Annotated in this window: 15 protein-coding genes; 6 read left to right on the forward strand and 9 right to left on the reverse strand. The window is 56.1% G+C overall.

Annotation, left to right across the window (positions count from 1 at the left end):
* The first annotated feature begins 160 nt into the window (after positions 1 to 160).
* Together prlC and ACF8PK_RS14505 are read left to right on the forward strand one after the other, a co-directional pair.
* A complete protein-coding gene (gene prlC / locus ACF8PK_RS14500; RefSeq protein WP_014204126.1) occupies positions 161 to 2,203 on the forward strand; it encodes an oligopeptidase A in 2,043 nt (680 codons plus the stop codon).
* Between the two features lie 165 nt (positions 2,204 to 2,368).
* Positions 2,369 to 2,608: a hypothetical protein gene (locus ACF8PK_RS14505; RefSeq protein ID WP_199251349.1), complete on the forward strand. Its 240-nt coding sequence runs from the start codon at positions 2,369 to 2,371 to the stop codon at positions 2,606 to 2,608.
* Here the strand turns inward: ACF8PK_RS14505 and ACF8PK_RS14510 are convergent.
* The 4 genes from ACF8PK_RS14510 to ACF8PK_RS14525 all read right to left on the reverse strand — a co-directional run bounded on the left by ACF8PK_RS14510 (position 2,592) and on the right by ACF8PK_RS14525 (position 5,032).
* On the reverse strand, positions 2,592 to 3,050 hold the full coding sequence (locus ACF8PK_RS14510; RefSeq protein ID WP_392441946.1) for a DoxX family protein: 459 nt from the start codon (positions 3,048 to 3,050) through the stop codon (positions 2,592 to 2,594). The two genes, ACF8PK_RS14505 and ACF8PK_RS14510, sit on opposite strands and share 17 nt — an antisense overlap.
* Before the next feature lie 15 nt (positions 3,051 to 3,065).
* Positions 3,066 to 3,833, reverse strand: a complete 768-nt coding sequence (locus ACF8PK_RS14515; RefSeq protein ID WP_392441948.1) for a DNA-binding domain-containing protein — start codon at positions 3,831 to 3,833, stop codon at positions 3,066 to 3,068.
* A complete protein-coding gene (locus ACF8PK_RS14520; RefSeq protein WP_392441951.1) occupies positions 3,830 to 4,699 on the reverse strand; it encodes a DUF692 domain-containing protein in 870 nt (289 codons plus the stop codon). Before ACF8PK_RS14520 ends, ACF8PK_RS14515 begins: the two co-directional genes overlap by 4 nt.
* 72 nt (positions 4,700 to 4,771) lie before the next feature.
* Positions 4,772 to 5,032 (reverse strand): DUF2282 domain-containing protein, encoded by a 261-nt coding sequence (locus ACF8PK_RS14525; protein WP_004728380.1) that lies wholly within the window; start codon positions 5,030 to 5,032, stop codon positions 4,772 to 4,774.
* 317 nt (positions 5,033 to 5,349) lie between these two features.
* Here ACF8PK_RS14525 and uvrD point away from each other — a divergent pair, with 317 nt between their 5' ends.
* A complete protein-coding gene (gene uvrD, locus ACF8PK_RS14530; RefSeq protein WP_004728381.1) occupies positions 5,350 to 7,524 on the forward strand; it encodes a DNA helicase II in 2,175 nt (724 codons plus the stop codon).
* A 714-nt stretch (positions 7,525 to 8,238) separates the two neighbouring features.
* Here the strand turns inward: uvrD and ggt are convergent.
* The 4 genes from ggt to rarD all read right to left on the reverse strand — a co-directional run bounded on the left by ggt (position 8,239) and on the right by rarD (position 12,743).
* Entirely contained in the window at positions 8,239 to 9,993 is a 1,755-nt protein-coding gene (gene ggt, locus ACF8PK_RS14535; RefSeq protein WP_392441955.1) for a gamma-glutamyltransferase, read from the reverse strand.
* Positions 9,994 to 10,082: 89 nt separating this feature from the next.
* Positions 10,083 to 10,751 carry a LysE family translocator gene (locus ACF8PK_RS14540; protein WP_392441957.1) on the reverse strand — a complete coding sequence of 223 codons (669 nt, stop codon included), beginning with the start codon at positions 10,749 to 10,751 and terminating at the stop codon, positions 10,083 to 10,085.
* A gap of 72 nt (positions 10,752 to 10,823) precedes the next feature.
* Positions 10,824 to 11,624 carry an AraC family transcriptional regulator gene (locus ACF8PK_RS14545; RefSeq protein ID WP_004728384.1) on the reverse strand — a complete coding sequence of 267 codons (801 nt, stop codon included), beginning with the start codon at positions 11,622 to 11,624 and terminating at the stop codon, positions 10,824 to 10,826.
* 201 nt (positions 11,625 to 11,825) lie between these two features.
* Positions 11,826 to 12,743 (reverse strand): EamA family transporter RarD, encoded by a 918-nt coding sequence (gene rarD / locus ACF8PK_RS14550; RefSeq protein ID WP_392441959.1) that lies wholly within the window; start codon positions 12,741 to 12,743, stop codon positions 11,826 to 11,828.
* A 239-nt stretch (positions 12,744 to 12,982) separates the two neighbouring features.
* Here rarD and recQ point away from each other — a divergent pair, with 239 nt between their 5' ends.
* The 3 genes from recQ (at position 12,983) to ACF8PK_RS14565 (ending at position 15,575) form a co-directional block, all read left to right on the forward strand.
* The gene (recQ, locus tag ACF8PK_RS14555) at positions 12,983 to 14,818 is read left to right on the forward strand and encodes an ATP-dependent DNA helicase RecQ (RefSeq protein ID WP_004728386.1); all 1,836 of its coding nucleotides are present in this window, start codon (positions 12,983 to 12,985) and stop codon (positions 14,816 to 14,818) included.
* A complete protein-coding gene (locus ACF8PK_RS14560) occupies positions 14,811 to 15,113 on the forward strand; it encodes a DUF3630 family protein (RefSeq protein WP_004728387.1) in 303 nt (100 codons plus the stop codon). Before recQ ends, ACF8PK_RS14560 begins: the two co-directional genes overlap by 8 nt.
* 102 nt (positions 15,114 to 15,215) lie before the next feature.
* Positions 15,216 to 15,575 carry a hypothetical protein gene (locus ACF8PK_RS14565; RefSeq protein WP_392441962.1) on the forward strand — a complete coding sequence of 120 codons (360 nt, stop codon included), beginning with the start codon at positions 15,216 to 15,218 and terminating at the stop codon, positions 15,573 to 15,575.
* Positions 15,576 to 15,623: 48 nt separating this feature from the next.
* Here the strand turns inward: ACF8PK_RS14565 and ACF8PK_RS14570 are convergent, their stop codons facing one another.
* Positions 15,624 to 17,453: an ABC transporter ATP-binding protein gene (locus ACF8PK_RS14570; RefSeq protein ID WP_392441965.1), complete on the reverse strand. Its 1,830-nt coding sequence runs from the start codon at positions 17,451 to 17,453 to the stop codon at positions 15,624 to 15,626.
* Positions 17,454 to 17,498 lie beyond the last annotated feature (45 nt).

Consider the following 17,498-nt stretch of genomic DNA (forward strand, 5'->3'; position numbering starts at 1 on the left):
ACGTAATAGCCAAAGTCTTCTTTGCTGGCGCACAGGTGTATTGATAACGTACGCTTAGCAAATCATCGAATGAATGAAGGCGCTTCGTCGCGCCCGTCTCCATGACTTCAGGTACCGTGATGGTTCGTCACGGACTCTCTTTTATGAAAAGGAACGTTATATGTCTAATCCACTTCTGACCTTTACGGATTTGCCACCGTTTTCTGCGATTAAGCCGGAGCACGTCAAACCAGCGGTTGAGAAGGCGATTGAAGATTGCCGCGCGCGCATTGATGCGGTGCTGGCAGGCAACGCCGAGCCAAGCTGGGAGAGCGTGATTGCGCCGATTGAAGAAGTGGATGATCGCTTAAGCCGTATTTGGTCGCCGGTCAGCCACATGAACTCCGTGATGAACAGCGATGAGCTGCGCGATGCCTACGAAAGCTGCCTGCCGATTTTATCGGAATACAGCACTTGGGTTGGCCAGCACAAAGGGCTGTTTGATGCCTACAAAGCGATCAAGGCCAGCAAAGCATTCGCCACATTGAGCCGCGCGCAGCAGAAAACCATCACCGACGGTCTGCGTGATTTCGAGTTGTCGGGCATCGGTTTGCCAGCGGCTGAGCAAAAACGCTATGGCGAAATCAGCAAACGCATGTCGGAGCTGGGCTCTAAATTCTCCAACAACGTGCTTGATGCCACCATGGGCTGGACCAAGCAAGTCACGGACGTGAACGAACTGTCAGGCATGCCGGAATCGGCATTGGCGGCGGCGCAAGCGGCGGCGGAAGCCAAAGGGCTGGAAGGCTACTTGCTGACGCTCGACATTCCGTCTTACCTGCCGGTGATGACTTACTGTGACAACCAAGCGCTGCGTCAGGAACTGTATGAAGCGTACGTCACGCGCGCCTCCGATCGTGGTCCGAATGCCGGAAAATGGGACAACAGCGAAATCATTGCCGAGCAGTTGAAACTGCGTCACGAAATCTCGCGCATGCTTGGGTTTAACACTTACAGTGAAAAATCACTGGCGACCAAAATGGCCGAATCGCCAGAGCAGGTGCTGAGCTTTTTGAATGATCTGGCCACCAAAGCCAAGCCGCAGGGCGAGCGCGAAGTGGAAGCGCTGCGCCAGTTCGCCGAGCAAGAGTTTGGCGTGACAACGCTTAACCTGTGGGACATCGCGTACTACAGCGAAAAACAAAAGCAGCATCTGTTTGAAATTTCCGACGAAGAGCTGCGCCCTTACTTCCCAGAACACAAAGTGGTGAGCGGCCTGTTTGAAGTGCTCCATCGCGTGTTTGGGATGGACGTCAAAGAGCGCCAAGGTGTCGATACTTGGCACGAATCGGTGCGTTTCTTCGATATTTTCGACAGCGAAGGCGCGCTGCGTGGTAGCTTTTACCTTGATTTGTACGCCCGTGAACACAAACGTGGCGGCGCGTGGATGGATGAGTGCCGTGTGCGCCGCATCAACGCAGACGGCGAACTGCAAACGCCGGTCGCGTACCTGACCTGCAACTTCAACCGTCCGGTGGGCAACAAACCGGCGCTGTTTACCCATGATGAAGTGGTCACGCTGTTCCATGAAACTGGCCACGGTATTCACCACATGTTGACGCAAGTTGAGGTGGGTTCGGTGTCTGGTATCAACGGTGTGCCGTGGGATGCGGTCGAGCTACCAAGTCAGTTCCTGGAAAACTGGTGCTGGGAAGAAGAAGCGCTGGCATTTATCTCTGGTCACTACGAAACCGGTGAACCGCTGCCGAAAGCGATGCTGGAAAAAATGCTGGCTGCGAAGAACTTCCAGTCTGCGATGTTTATTTTGCGCCAGTTGGAATTCGGTTTGTTCGATTTCACCCTGCACACCACGTACGATCCGGAAGCTGGCCCGAAAGTGCTGGAAACGCTCGCCGACGTGAAGAAGAAAGTGGCGGTGCTGCCAAGTTTGGAATGGAACCGTTTCTCGCACAGTTTCAGCCATATTTTTGCTGGAGGCTACAGCGCGGGCTACTACAGCTACTTGTGGGCTGAAGTGTTGTCGGCTGATGCGTTTTCTCGATTCGAAGAAGAGGGCATCTTTAACCGCGAAACGGGTTTGAGCTTCCTCAATCACATTCTTGAAATGGGCGGCAGCGAAGAGCCGATGGAGCTGTTCAAACGCTTCCGTGGTCGTGAACCGCAAATTGATGCGCTGCTGCGCCACGCAGGTATTGCGGCCTAAGCGGCTGCATCCGCGCGCTTCATTCAATTCGGTTGGTCAACCCATTCGTGCGCTTAACCAATTTGTGTGCTTAACCAAAGTATGACAATAACCCCGCTCCATGGAGCGGGGTTATTTGTTATGGTAAAGCCCATGACGGATGACGTCGTTCACAGGAGATCGATCATGAAGGGAATTTACGGCGCGCGATGGGGTCAAGCGCTCTCGATGAGTGCGTTGCTGGCGTTACTGACATTGACGGCGGGCTGCGCTGAGATGAAACAAGCAGGCACCGACGTCGGTCACGCCACCCGCGACGCAGCGACCGCCATTGGTCATGCCACCCGCGACACCACCAAAGCGATTGGGCATGCGACGCGTGATGCGGTTAACTCGGTAAAAGACGATCTCAATGCTGCAGAATAACGCGCTGCCACTTGCGGCTCAGCCAGTGATCCAGCGACAGACGCCCCGGCCCCCACACGACCACCATCAATAACATGAATCCCCACAGCTGGTGGTCGGTAAATCCTTGTTGCCACAACAGCGGATACGACACCACTGCCATCGCATTGACCGCAAACAGCGCCAGTGCGCTGAACCGTCCTAAAAGCCCCGGCATCAACAGCAGCGACAGCGCCAGTTCGGCGCCGGTGGCCAGATACGCGGCGAGCTGCCACGGTAGCAGCGGCACCTGATATTCCAGTTCAAACAAGTACAGCGTGCTGTCCCAGTTGGCGATTTTACTCAACCCTGATTGCCAGAATACCCAGCCGGCCCAGATGCGGCACAGCAGTAAAAGTAAGCTGGCGAAGTCGCGTTGCAACCAATGGCACAGGGCATGATAACGGTGTATGAAGTCAGCCATGTCGGGCTCCTTAATTTAGTCGTGAGTATTGGGGGCGGCCAAGCGAAAGCCAGCGACAATTTCCATCGCCATGATGGCGGGCAACGCCGCCAGTGCATGCGGATGAATCTGCCCCAGCGGCGCGCGCTGATGCATCGCCAGCAGTAGCTGATACGTCGGCTCATCCAGCGCTTGCGTCCACGGCTCGCCCTCGGCCGTGCAGGCGATGATCCCCGATTGAAGCGCATTGATAGTGAGCTGGCTCAAGTCGTCATCCCGTATCGCACGCTGCAAATCAAACAGCGCAAACGGCGCGCAATATGGTGTGGCCCACGGCACCAACTCAAACACCAGCTGTGGTTGCTGTTCCGGCGTGACCTGACTCAGCGTGCTGAGTGGCTGATATTCAATGCGCGGTGACTGTGCGTATTGTTGCTGCACGTGGTCCAGCGCCCATTCAAACCGCGCCAGTGCCGCGGCATACGGCGCGGCCTGCATCACGGGCTGCGCGCGTTCAATCACAGCCGCAAAGCCTTCGCCATAGTGGCTGACATCACCACGGGTCAGCGGATGCGACAGCACGTATTCGCGCGCCAGCGCGGCAAAACACTCGTCGCCCAGTACCGCCTGCAGCATCGGATAGGTGGCTTCGAGCACTTCGCTCAGGCTGATCACGCGGTTGTTGCGATAAATCTGCAACCGCTCATCGGCGCTCAAGCCGTCCGCGATAATCGCGCATTCGTCGCCGCCCGCCTGATAGTTGAGGCCGCGGGCAAACTGTGCCTGCAATTGCGCCAGCGTCATGAGGCTCTCCTTATGCCGCGTTCGGCATCAATCGCATGCAGGCGTGCGGCCGCTTGGTGCGCTTCGCCCAGCAGGACTTCAGGCGCTGGAATCTCCAGATCCCACTCAATCAGGGTGCGGCGCGTGCCGTGCTGACGGCACCAGCGTTCAAACAGTTGCCACACCGCGTCGCTCACCGGGCGACTGTGCGTATCAATCCAGATGTCGCCTTGCGGCAGCGTTTTGACGGTGTAACCCGCGAGATGAATTTCGGCCACGGCACTGGCGGGAATGGCATCCAGATACGTCTGGCTGTCAAAACCATGGTTAAACGCCGACACATGCACGTTGTTGAGATCGAGCAGCAAACGGCAATCGGTGCGCTGCTGCACCGCGCGCAAAAATTCCCACTCCGGAATGGTGGAGTGGGAAAAACGCAGGTAGCTGGACGGGTTCTCAATCAGTAGCGGGCGACCCAGTGCGTGCTGCACCTGATCAACATTGCGGCAGAACACCGCCAGCGCCTCTTCGGTGTAGGGCAGTGGTAGCAGGTCGTTAAAATAGTGGCCGCCGTTTTCGCTCCAGCTGAGGTGATCGGAAATCAGGATGGGGTCGATGTCATCGACTAACGTTTTAAGCTGTGCCAGATGTTGTGTATTGACCGCCGCCACTGAACCGAGTGATAAGCCGATGCCGTGGCAACTGATGTCGTAGCGCTCACGCAGGCGGCGCAAATCGCGCCTGGCCGGGGCGTGCGGTTGAAAATAGTTTTCGCTGTGAATTTCCAGCCAGTTCAACGGGGTCGGTTGGCTGAGAAAATGGCTCATGTGTGGGCTGCGTAACCCCACGCCGACCTGAGGGTGAGAGTGCGTTGAGTGCATGGCCATGTCCTTATCACGGGGTCAGGGAGAGAAATCGAGTGCGCCGCCAGCGCCGCGCACTCAAGTCGTTGTGTGCGATTACTTCGCCATGGTGCTGCCGCCAGCCAGTTTGTCGCACAGCCCTTTGGGGACCACGACAAATGCATCTTTCTGATGATCCATTTTTGACGTGCCGGCGCAGGAGCTGGATTTGGTCGCGCAGTCATTTTTGCCCGCTTTCGCCACGCCGTAGCATTTTTCTTTCTCTGCCGCGGCAGCTGGCGCTGCGGTTAATAGAGTGCCACCCATGGCTAGGAGGCCAGTGATTGCTGCGGTGACGGCTAGGTTTGATTGTTTCATCTTTATTTCCTCGAGACGGTTCCTTGGTTGTTAGCGTCGCAGGCCGCGGTTGTGGCTTGCTTACCCAAAAAAGAGAGGCAGGCGCGCGGAAAACTTTCACCACACAAATAGGAAAAATCGAGATATTGATAAAATAAATAACTAAAGCGATGATTTATCGAGTGATTTAATGTGTGATTTTTTTTGAGATTTTTTGCACGCCGCAGCCGTTTGCGGCAAAGCGCAGGGAAATTCAAGGCAAATTTCGCTCGCTTGGGTCTCGCTGCGTTTAGGGGTATAATCGTTCAAATTATGTATAAATAACCAGTAGCTAAGCCATGATCGATCCCTCTCTTTTACTTGACGGTTTAAACGACAAACAACGCGAAGCGGTGGCCGCACCGCTAGAAAACCTGTTGGTGCTGGCAGGGGCCGGTAGTGGCAAAACCCGGGTGCTGGTGCACCGCATCGCTTGGTTGATGTCGGTTGAACAGGCCTCGCCGTTCTCCATCATGTCCGTGACCTTTACCAACAAAGCGGCGGCGGAAATGCGCGGCCGTATTGACGAGCTGATGATGGGCAGTTCATCTGGAATGTGGAACGGCACGTTCCATGGCATCTGCCATCGCATTCTGCGTGCCCATTATCTCGACGCCAAACTGCCGGAAGATTTTCAGATCATCGACAGCGATGACCAGCAGCGTCTGTTGAAACGCCTGATCAAAGCGCAGAATCTGGATGATAAACAGTGGCCAGCGCGTCAGGTGTCGTGGTGGATTAACGGCAAAAAAGACGAAGGATTGCGTCCGGCGCACATCGACGCGTATCGCGATCCGGTGACTCAGACTTACCTACAACTCTACACCGCGTATCAAGATGCCTGTGACCGCGCGGGGCTGGTCGATTTCGCCGAAATTTTGCTGCGCGCGCTTGAGCTGCTGCGCGACAACAAACACATTCGCGAACATTATCAGGCGCGCTTTAAGCACATTCTGGTCGACGAATTTCAAGACACCAACAACATTCAATACGCGTGGCTACGCATGATGGCGGGGCCGCAATCGCACGTGATGATCGTGGGCGATGACGACCAGTCAATTTACGGCTGGCGCGGCGCGAAAGTGGAAAACATCGAGAAATTCACGCTCGAATTTCCAAGCGTGAACACCATTCGTCTTGAGCAGAACTACCGCTCGACCAAAACCATTCTTGAAGCGTCTAATACCCTGATCGCCAACAACACCGAGCGTATGGGCAAAGAGCTGTGGACCGATGGCAACGTCGGCGATCCGATTTCGGTCTATTCGGCGTACAACGAGCTGGATGAAGCGCGTTTTGTGGTCGGCAAAATCAAAGAGTGGCAGGACAAAGGCGGCATTCTCAATGACTGCGCCATTTTGTACCGCAACAACGCCCAGTCGCGGGTGCTGGAAGAAGCCCTGCTGCAAACCGGATTGGCGTACCGCATTTATGGCGGCATGCGCTTCTTCGAACGTCAGGAAATCAAAGATGCGCTGAGCTATCTGCGCTTGATGAACAACCGCAACGACGACACCGCCTTTGAGCGCGTGGTGAACACGCCCACCCGTGGTCTGGGTGATAAAACGCTGGATACCGTGCGCTTTGCGGCGCGCGATCGCGGCTGCACGTTGTGGCAAGCCAGCGTGCAGCTACTGGAAGAGAAAGTACTCACGGGCCGCGCGGCCTCGGCATTGAGTCGGTTTGTTGAACTGATCAACGCGCTGGAAGATGACAGTGCCGAGATGTCGCTGCATAGCCAAACCGACCATGTGATCAAAACCTCGGGTCTGTTTGAGATGTACCAGCAGGAAAAAGGCGAGAAATCCAAGGCGCGCATTGAGAACTTGGAAGAGCTGGTGACCGCAACGCGTCAGTTTGAAAAACCGGAAGAAGCGGACGAAATGACCATGCTGACCGCGTTCTTGACTCATGCGGCGCTGGAAGCGGGTGAAGGGCAAGCGGATGAATTCGACGATGCCGTGCAACTGATGACGCTGCATAGTGCAAAAGGTCTGGAGTTCCCGCTGGTATTTATGGTCGGCGTGGAAGAGGGCATGTTCCCGAGCCAGATGTCGGCTGAAGAAGCGGGGCGTCTCGAAGAGGAGCGCCGTCTGTGCTACGTGGGCATGACCCGTGCGATGCAGAAGCTCTACATCACTTACGCGGAAATGCGCCGTCTGTACGGACAGGACAAATACCACAAGCCATCACGCTTTATTCGCGAGTTACCGGAAAGCTGCCTTGATGAAGTGCGCATGAAAGCACAAGTCAGCCGCCCGGCCAGCAGTGGTCGCTTCAGTCAGAGCGCGGTGAAAGAGAACTTCAACGAAACCGGATTTACCCTTGGGTCGCGTGTGCTACACCCGAAATTTGGCGAAGGCACCATCATTAACTTTGAAGGCAGCGGTCCGCAAAGTCGCGTGCAGGTCGCCTTTAACGGCGAGGGCATCAAGTGGCTGGTCACGGCTTACGCCAAGCTGGAAAAAGTCTAACCCGACGGATGAGCCACGAAAAACCCGGTCAGCGTACCGGGTTTTTTATGTCCGCCGCCGACGGATGACACGCCATTTTTGAGCGATAGAAAAAGAAAAACCCCGAGGGGCCAAAGCCCTTCGGGGTTATAGTCTTACTCGCAGCAATCCGGCTACTAATAGGTGCTCCCTGCATCTATTCCTTGATAAGTATGCTGTATCCGTCAGCGTAATCCGTTCATCGCCATCCTAGCGGTGTCCTTGATCGTCCTGATCTGCTAACTATCCCGGTTAGCTCTCATCACTTGGTCCTTGAGCGGTGTCCTTGGCATCATCCTGATGCTGAGTCCTTGCCTCGTCCAGAGGAGTCCATTGTCATTCCCTTGTCGTCACCATCCTAGTCACGATTGAGTCCGTTCAATGTCCTGTTTGCTATCCGTGCCGATCATTCATCCTGAATAACCGTATCTTCTTCCTGAAGATCACCAATCCGTAGTGATTTCCTGTTCCGTGTCAGCATCCTTCCGACACGATTCATCTTACGGATTTCGTGCTGTGGAGCAATGGTAGGAAATCGTTTGCTTAGCGATTTATTTTGCGCTCACACGATGGTTTTATTTAAAAACAATCACTTAAGTTTTACGGTGTGCCATTTTGCCAGATAAAAAGCGAGATTGCCCCATTGCTTTGTGCGAGATCTCTTACACGGCGAGGGGCCAATCGATGACACAAGGATCACTCGCCGATCGCGACCCCTTCACGGCGAGGATCCGCTGCGCCTTCCAGACCTTGCGCCGTGATGCGAATCGCGTGCAAGCCGGAGTTGAGATCGCGCACGGCGACTTTCACGCCCATCTGCTCCAGTGCTGGTTTGAGCTGTTCCGCTTGGGTGCCCTGTTCGACATCGGTTTCCCCAAAGCGGTTGAGCACATGCGGCTGGTCAATCGCGCGCTGAATGTCCATGCCCCATTGCAGATGGGCAATCAACGCCTGCGCCACATAGCCGATGATGCGGCTGCCACCCGGTGAACCGATGGCTAGGTAAGGTTGCTCGTTGTGCAGCACAATCGTGGGTGCCATCGAAGAGCGCGGCCGCTTGCCCGGCTCCAGACGGTTGGCGATCGGGCGGCCGTTCTCGTGGGTCGCAAAGGAGAAATCGGTCAGTTCGTTGTTGAGCAAAAAGCCGCGTACAAACAGACGCGAGCCGAACGCGTTTTCGATCGTGGTGGTCATCGACACCACATTCCCATCGCGGTCGACGATGTTGAAATGGCTGGTGGACGGCAGTTCGATGGACTGATCGGGGCTTTGCAGCATCGCATGTTGCCAAGGGGGCGTGCCGGCTTCGGCGCTGGTCAGCGCTTTGCCCGGCTGAATCAGCTTGGCGCGCTGCGCCAGATAGCCGGGGTCGAGCAGTCCTTCCGTTGGCATCGGCACATAATCCTGATCGGCCATGTACAAGCCGCGGTCGGCAAACGCCAGGCGTGAGGCATCACCAATCACCTGCCACGATTTAGCGCTGCTGGCGCCCCAGCCTTTGAGGTCATATTTTTCGGTCAGCGCCAGAATCTGGCCGACGGTCAGTGCGCCGGAGCTTGGTGGCCCCATGCCACACACCTGATAGCTTTGATACGGCGCGCACACGGCTGCACGTTGTTTGATTTGATAGGCATCGAAATCATGCTGCGCCAGCACACCCGGATTGCCCGTCGCGGTCTGAACCGTGTGAACGATGTCTTCGGCGATCTCGCCCTGATAAAACGCTTTGTCACCGCGCTGGGCGATGGCGCTCAACGTGGCGGCGTACTCGGGGTTTTTCAGCACGGTGCCTGCGGTCAGCGGCGAGCCATCGGGCTGAAAGAAATAGGCTTTGGTGGCGGGGAAACGGCTCAACCGCTGCTGATCGTCGGCAATCAGCGTGGCAAGGCGCGGGCTGACTTCAAATCCCTCTTGTGCCTGTTTGACCACTGGCTCAATCAAGCGCGCCCAAGCCATTTTTCCGTACAGACGATGCGTCTCCCACAGCAGTTTGACGGTGCCCGGCGTGCCGACGGAGCGGCCACCGACCACGGCATCGTAAAATTTCAGCGGCTGGCCGGCGCTGTCGAGAAACAGCTGCGGCGTGGCATCGAGCGGCGCGGTTTCGCGGCCATCAAAAGTGGTGAGCGCCTTTTGTTTGGCGTCCCAATACACCAGAAAGGCGCCACCGCCAATGCCGGACGACTGCGGTTCGACCAAGCCCAGCATCAACTGCACCGTTACCATGGCGTCGATGGCATTGCCGCCATCGCGCAGAATTTGCGCGCCCGCTTCGGCGGCGAGCGGGTTGGCCGCGGTCACCATCCAGTTCTGGGCGTTCACCAGCTGTTTGCTTGCCAGTCCGCTACTTTGCTCAGGGGCAATCGCGTCGGTGGCTTGATTGGGGGCGGCTTGCGCGGCGAAAGAAAATATCAGCCCTGACGTGGCGAGTGTGGCGAGAGTCCACTGCATACGCTTCTCCTTGTTGTCATGATCAACAATCAGCGTGGCAGGGGACGTGGTGTTTTTCTAGCCAAAGATGATAAATATGCAACCTTGACTCAGAATTGAGGTGAACCGAGCAAGCCCGTCAGCGATTGCCACAGAATCATCACGCCGATCAGGGTGAAGATCGCGCCGCACAGCAGATCGATATACCGGCTGGCGGCCTGCAATTGACGCTGCAAACGTGGGGTGGACAGCATCCATGCCAGCGCCGCAAACCACAGCAGTGACAGGCTCCATAAAATCAGCAAAGCCAGGCTTTTGCCCCCCAGTGACATGCCTGCAGGCACCAAGGTCGACATCAGGCTGACGAAAAATACCAGCGCTTTCGGATTCAGAAGATTGGTCATCAAGCCGCGCGAGAAGGCTTGGCGTTTGTTGCTCAGCAGCAGCGCCGGTTTGCTCGATAACTCGCCCGGGGCTTGCGACCAATTGGCTAGCGTAGCCCGCAAGGCCCCGCTGCCGAGATAGAGCAGATAGCTGCCGCCACACAACTGCACGAGGGCAAACAGCAACGGCTGCTGATGCACCAGATAGCTGACGCCGGTCAGGCTCAGCAGCGAGTGCAGTAAAATACCGAACGACAAACCGAGGGCAATGTAAACACCGGTCTGGCGGCCATAACGCGTGGCATTTTGGACCACCAGCGCCACATCGGGGCCGGGGCTCATCAGGGCGATAAAGTGCACCGTCGCAAGGGTCATAAGAATACTGGCTTCATTCATGAAAGGATCTCCAACAACTGATGCCGTCATTGTGCCAAGTGCGCGTTCGCGCCGCTTGTAAAATTCTGACACTCAGTGCGCGTTGACCGCGGAAGGAGAGACGCCGTAGGTGTGTTTGAATGCTTTGGTGAAATGCGCCTGATCGTAAAAGCCGACCTGATGAGCCACATCGGTGCCGGGCAGTCCTGCTTTCACCAGCTTCATGCCTTGTTCGAGACGCAGGCGGGTCAGCCAGGCATACGGCGTCATGCCGGTGCGCGCTTTAAAATGGCGCTGCAATTGCGTTGGCGTGAGATCGCACAAGCTGGCCAGTTGCGCTAAGCGCACGGCTTGGTCGAGGTTGGCGAGTAGATACTCTTTTAAGGTGGCCAGCGACTGGGTGCCAAGCGCGACGGCAGCTTTTTCTTGGATGGCGCCATAGCGCGACACTAAACCGGAAAACCCTTCATACGGCAGGCAATCTTTGGCGAGCTGACACAAATCCGGCTGCGCCAGTTTCTGATGCAACTGAGTGAGGGATGCAAATATCTGCGGGTCGCTGACGATCAGGCGATCAAAGCTCATCACATCGCTGGGTTGACTCAGTTCGAGCGTGTGGTGAAACCATTCAGGTTCAATTGCGAACACGCGTACCTGATAGCCCGAATCGAGCAGTGAACGGCCGTCGTGCAGTTCATCCGGCGGCATGATCACCAGCTCGCCGTGGCCGACGTTGTGATGTGTGCCCTGATGGAGAAAACGCTGCTGCCCCTGAGTGATGAGCCCAAGGTGAAAATCGAGGTGATAATGGCGCTCGAACGCGAACTCCTGATAGTCCGCTTCAATCAGGCTGATTGCCTGATGAGGGGTGGTGCTGTAGCGAACGTTGTCCATGATGATGCGTGCCCGGCGCTGAAGGCGTGCGCAGCGGCACGCGGTGAAAACAGGGGTGAAAAAATCGTCAAACACTTCTAGCGTAGCGAGGCGGGCGCCGTTTGTCTTGTAAAAAACGATCACCCGCCGTTGCGGTCTGTTGTCAGCACTGAATGGCTTCAGCGCGAAATTATTTCTGTGCGGTGGCGCTTCGCCGCGGCGCTACTTGGCGACCACGTTGGCCAATGGTCGTTTACGCCCTTGGGTCAGGCCATCGATACTGAAAATCACCAACGCGCTCCAGATAAAGGCAAAGGTAATCGCTTTGTCAGCACTGAAGGCTTCGCCGTACACCAGCACCGCCAGCAGGAACATCAGGCTGGGGCCGATGTACTGGAAAAAGCCCAGCGTCGAGAGCTTGAGTTTGGTCGCCGCGCCAGTAAAGCACAGCAACGGCAGCGTGGTGACGATACCGGCTGAAATCAGCAGCAGGTTGAGATGCCAGTCGTTCGCCAGCATCGAGCTGGTGGCCGAATCAGCAATCCACAGCAGATAAATCGCCGCCGCTGGCACCAGCACCAATGTTTCAATAAACAGGCCGGTTTGCGCATTCACGCCGACTTTTTTGCGCAGCAGGCCATACAACCCAAAAGTGATGGCCAGCGAGAACGCCACGATCGGCACTGAGCCGAACACCACCAACTGAATGGCGACGCCGATGGCTGCCAGCGCCACGGCAAACCACTGTAATTTGCGCAGCCGCTCGCCGAGAAACAGCATGCCGAGCACCACGTTAAGCAGCGGGTTGATGTAATAGCCTAAGCTGGCGTCGAGCATATGATTGGCGTTGATCGCCCAGATGAAAATCAGCCAGTTACCGCCGACCAGCAGCGCGGTGGCCAGCAGGTAGATCATTTTCTTTTTGTCGCGGAATACACTCACCATACCGCGCCAATGGCGGCCGAAATGCAGCAGCGCGGCCAGCAGGAAGAACGACCAAATCACGCGGTGGCTGAGAATTTCTAGGGCAGAAACGGAACTGATCGCTTTAAAATAGATGGGCGCGATGCCCCACATGGTGTAGGCGCTGATCGCCAGTATCACGCCTTTCTTGGCGTTTTGTTGTTCTTCGGATGTCATGCTTTACTTCTCACTCAGATCGCGCACCGAAGGGTGGCGAGTTAGCGGGCAGTATACAGGGCAAATCGTTTTCCTCGAACAAATATGCACCATTTCCGGTGGTGACCCGCGCACCTTGCCCACGCGGGCGGCGCAATTACTTTGCCAATAGCGGTTTAATTCACCGCTAAACGTCTCTACAATATCCGGCTTATTGAAATGCCCAATCGTCTGCTTGCAGACCGCCACTGAGACCCAGCATGACCGCTACTTTAATCGCTGAACAATCCGACGCGTTGCCCGATCCGCAGACCATTCTGCGCGATGTGTTTGGCTACCAGACCTTTCGTGATGGTCAGCAAGAAGTGATCGAATCGGCTGTTGCGGGTCGTGATGCGCTGGTGATCATGCCCACCGGCGGCGGTAAATCGCTCTGTTATCAGATTCCGGCACTCGCGCGCGAAGGCGTGACGGTGGTGATTTCGCCGCTGATTTCGCTGATGAAAGACCAAGTCGATCAGCTCAAAGCCAACGGCGTGGCGGCGGAGTGTGTCAACTCGACCCAGAGCCGCGAGGCGCTGATGGGCATTTACAATCGCATGCATTCCGGCCAGCTGAAATTGCTGTATGTGTCGCCAGAGCGCGTGCTGACTGGCGAATTTATCGAGCGTTTGCACAACCTGCCGCTGGCGATGATTGCCGTCGATGAAGCGCACTGTATTTCCCAGTGGGGACACGATTTCCGCCCGGAATACGCGGCGCTTGGCCAGCTCAAACAGCAGTTTCCACAGGTGCCGATCATGGCGCTGACGGCGACCGCCGACGATGCCACTCGCAGCGACATTCTGTCGCGTCTCAACCTGACTGACCCGCACGTTTATCTCGGCAGCTTTGATCGGCCGAACATTCGCTATACGCTGATGGAAAAACACAAGCCGGTGTCGCAGGTGATTCGTTACCTCGACACGCAAAAAGGCCACTGCGGCATCATCTACTGTGGTAGCCGCAAGAAAGTGGAAATGGTGACGGAAAAACTGTGCAACAACCACATTCGCGCCGCTGGCTATCACGCCGGAATGGACGCCGATGAACGGGCGTATGTGCAGGAAGCGTTTCAGCGCGACGACATTCAGATTGTGGTCGCCACCGTGGCGTTCGGCATGGGCATCAACAAACCCAACGTGCGGTTTGTGGTTCACTTTGATATTCCGCGCAACATCGAATCTTATTATCAGGAAACCGGCCGCGCTGGCCGCGATGGCTTGCCTGCAGAAGCCGTGATGCTGTATGACCCGGCAGACATTGCCTGGCTGCGCCGCATGCTGGATGAGAAAAGTGACGGCCCGCAAAAGCAGGTGGAAACCCACAAGCTGACCGCGATGAGTAACTTTGCCGAAGCGCAAACCTGCCGCCGTCAGGTGCTGCTCAACTACTTTGGCGAATATCGCGACAAACCGTGCGGCAACTGCGATATCTGCCTTGATCCGCCCAAACATTTCGATGCCACCGAAGAGGCGCGCAAAGCGCTGTCGTGTGTCTATCGCGTTAATCAAAGCTTTGGGATCGGCTATGTGGTGGAAGTGCTGCGCGGCATGCAGAACATTCGCATTCGCGAGCATGGCCACGACAAGATTTCGACTTACGGGCTTGGGCGCGATCACAGCCACGACTACTGGGTGAGTATTTTTCGCCAGTTGATTCACAAAGGCATGTTGCATCAGAACATCACGCGGAACTCGACGCTGCAACTGACCGAAGAAGCGCGCCCGCTGCTGCGTGGCGATATGTCGCTAGAGCTGGCGGTGCCGCGTTTGGATACCGCAGTGCGCGCAGCCAAATCGGATAAGTTGTCGAGCAAAAACTACGACAAGAAGCTGTTTGCCAAACTGCGCAAGCTGCGTAAGTCGATTGCCGATGAAGAAGGGTTGCCGCCGTACGTGGTGTTCAGTGACGCGACTTTGATTGATATGGCGGACATTCTGCCGACATCGTATGGCGAAATGCTGGCGGTGAGCGGCGTGGGCCAGCGCAAACTGGAAAAATACGCCGACCCGTTTTTGGACTTAATTCAGGAGCATCTGACCTATCATGGCTGAGTTTGGTTTACGTGAGTATCTGGCCAGTGACGGCCGCCTGATTGTGGCAACGCCCGCGTTTGATTTTGACTCCTTTCCCCCGCTCGGTGAGCGTTTGGTCGCGCTGTTGTCGGCGCGCGTGCTGGAAAAGCAGAGCGATGCCGATTTGCACTCGTGGCTGATTGATTTTGAAGGTTGCCACCTGATGCTGCGTGCCGAACACTACAGCGAATGTGTGTGGCTCGAAGCGATGGGAGAAGGCTTGGCCACAGAAGAGCTCGATTTTATCGCCAGTCTCCTGCGCCGCGGCATCTGAGTGCCAAAGCGCGACGGTTGTTCCATCTCGCTGCCATTTCCCTTTTTCTTTATTTTTCAACGCTTATGCTACTCCTATTCGGCTGAGAACAAGGAGAGCACCATGCGTCTGGAATCCATTCATCAGGATGTCATTTCATTTGAGCGTTTTATTGGGCGCTGTATCCGTTACGCGTTGATTGCGCTGGGAGTGTTGCTGCTGGGCCTGTTGCCGGGCGTGCTCGGTTTTCTGCTGCTGGCGGAACTCACCGCTGTGCAGGCGTGGCTCAATGCACTGTCGATGGTCAGCGGGCTGGCGCTGCCGTATCCGGTGGCGGATTTTCACCAGTCGGCGTCGCTGCATCTGTTTCTCGCGTTTTATAGCCTGTTCATCGAAACCGTCTTCTTCGTTGCGCTCGCCACGCTGTTTGCGCCGATCATTCACCGCGTTTTTCATCGCATGCATTGCGCGGAAGACGCCTAGCGGACGCACAAAAAAAAGCCCCAAACGGGGCTTTTTCTGTCTCATCAGTTAGGCTTCGCCGATAAAACCGCCGGTCTGGTGCGCCCACAACTGCGCGTACACGCCGTTTTGTGCCAGCAGCTCTTGGTGGGAACCTTGTTCGACGATGTGGCCTTGGTCCATGACAATCAAACGGTCCATGGCTGCAATCGTCGACAAACGGTGCGCAATCGCAATCACGGTTTTGTTTTCCATCAGCTTGTCCAGATTCTCTTGAATCGCCGCTTCCACTTCTGAGTCGAGCGCTGAGGTGGCTTCATCCATGATGAGGATCGGCGCGTCTTTGAGCAGCACGCGCGCGATGGCAATGCGCTGGCGCTGGCCGCCGGAGAGTTTCACCCCGCGTTCGCCCACTTGTACGTCGTAGCCCGAGTGGCCGTTTTCGTCTTTCAGCAGTTCAATGAAATCGTGCGCTTCCGCTTGGCGACTGGCGTGCATCAGCTCTGCTTCGCTGGCGTGCGGATTGCCGTAGAGAATGTTTTCACGAATCGAGCGATGCAGCAGTGAGGTGTCTTGCGTGATCATGCCGATTTGCTGGCGCAGCGATTCTTGCGTGACCTGCGCGATGTCCTGACCGTCGATCTCAATGCGGCCCGTATTCAAATCGTAAAACCGCAACAGCAGGTTGACCAGCGTGGATTTGCCCGCGCCGGAGCGACCGACAATGCCGACTTTCTCGCCCGGTTTGAGGTGCAGATCGAGTCCGTCAAACACCGCTTTCTGGTCGTTGTATTGAAAGCCAACCTGATGGAAGCGAATGTCGCCTTGGGTGACGGCCAGCGGTTTGGCGTGCGTCACGTCTTCAATTTCAATGTCGTTGGCGATGGTATTGATGCTGTCGATCACCATGCCGATACTTTCAAACATGCCGCGGATTTCCCACATGATCCATTTCGACATGCCCTGCAGGCGCAGCGCAATGCTGATGCCTATCGCGATCACGCCGACGGTCACGCTTTCCGCCAACCACAAATGAATCGATAGCGCGGCCATCGAAAACAGCAGCAGGTAGTTAATCAAATCGACGCTGTAGAGCAGGCTGGTGAGGGTGCGCATCTGCTGATACACCGTCGCCAGATAGTTTTTCATCCCTTTTTGCACGTATTGGGTTTCGCGCTGCGAATGCGAAAACAGCTTCACGGTGGTGATGTTGGTGTAGGTATCGACAATGCCGCCGGTCATGGATGATTGCGCGTCTGCCTGCGCGGTGGAGATGCGTTTCAGGCGCGGAATGAAGAACACCTGAATCAGCACATACAAACACAGCCACGCCAGAATAGGCAGCACCAGTACGTCGTCGGCACTGGCAATCATCACCAGCATTGAGACGAAATAGACCGCGATGTAGACCGACAGATCGACCAGTTTCATCACCACTTCGCGCACCGAATGGGCGCTTTGCATCACTTTGGTGGCGACGCGCCCGGCAAAATCACGCTGGAAAAATCCAACACTCTGTTTGAGCAGGTAACGGTGCACCAGCCAGCGAATCGACATCGGGTAGTTGCCGAGAATGGCCTGATGCAGCAGGTTGGAATGCACAAACGCCAGCACTGGCATCACCACCAACACCAACAGCGCCATCGACAGCAGCGCGCTGCCATTTTCCGCCCAGAAGTTGGCGCGCGAGCTGTTGCTCAGCATGTCGACCAATTCCCCCATGTAGCGTACCAGCGTGACTTCGGCGATCGCCACACAAGCGCTGAGCAGCGACATCAACAACAGCGGTTTTTCAAACCCGCGCGTGTAGTAGCGGCAGAAGCCAAACAGGGTTTTAGGGGGTTGTTGCGGCTCGTGATCCGGAAACGCGTTGGTGAGATTTTCAAACCAATGAAACATGAATGAATTGACCTGGGTTAATGAAATTGAGATTGGTTCCTATTT

Origin of the sequence: Vibrio sp. CJQ_6 (genome assembly GCF_043106745.1) — a bacterium.
Lineage (GTDB): Bacteria > Pseudomonadota > Gammaproteobacteria > Enterobacterales > Vibrionaceae > Vibrio > Vibrio furnissii.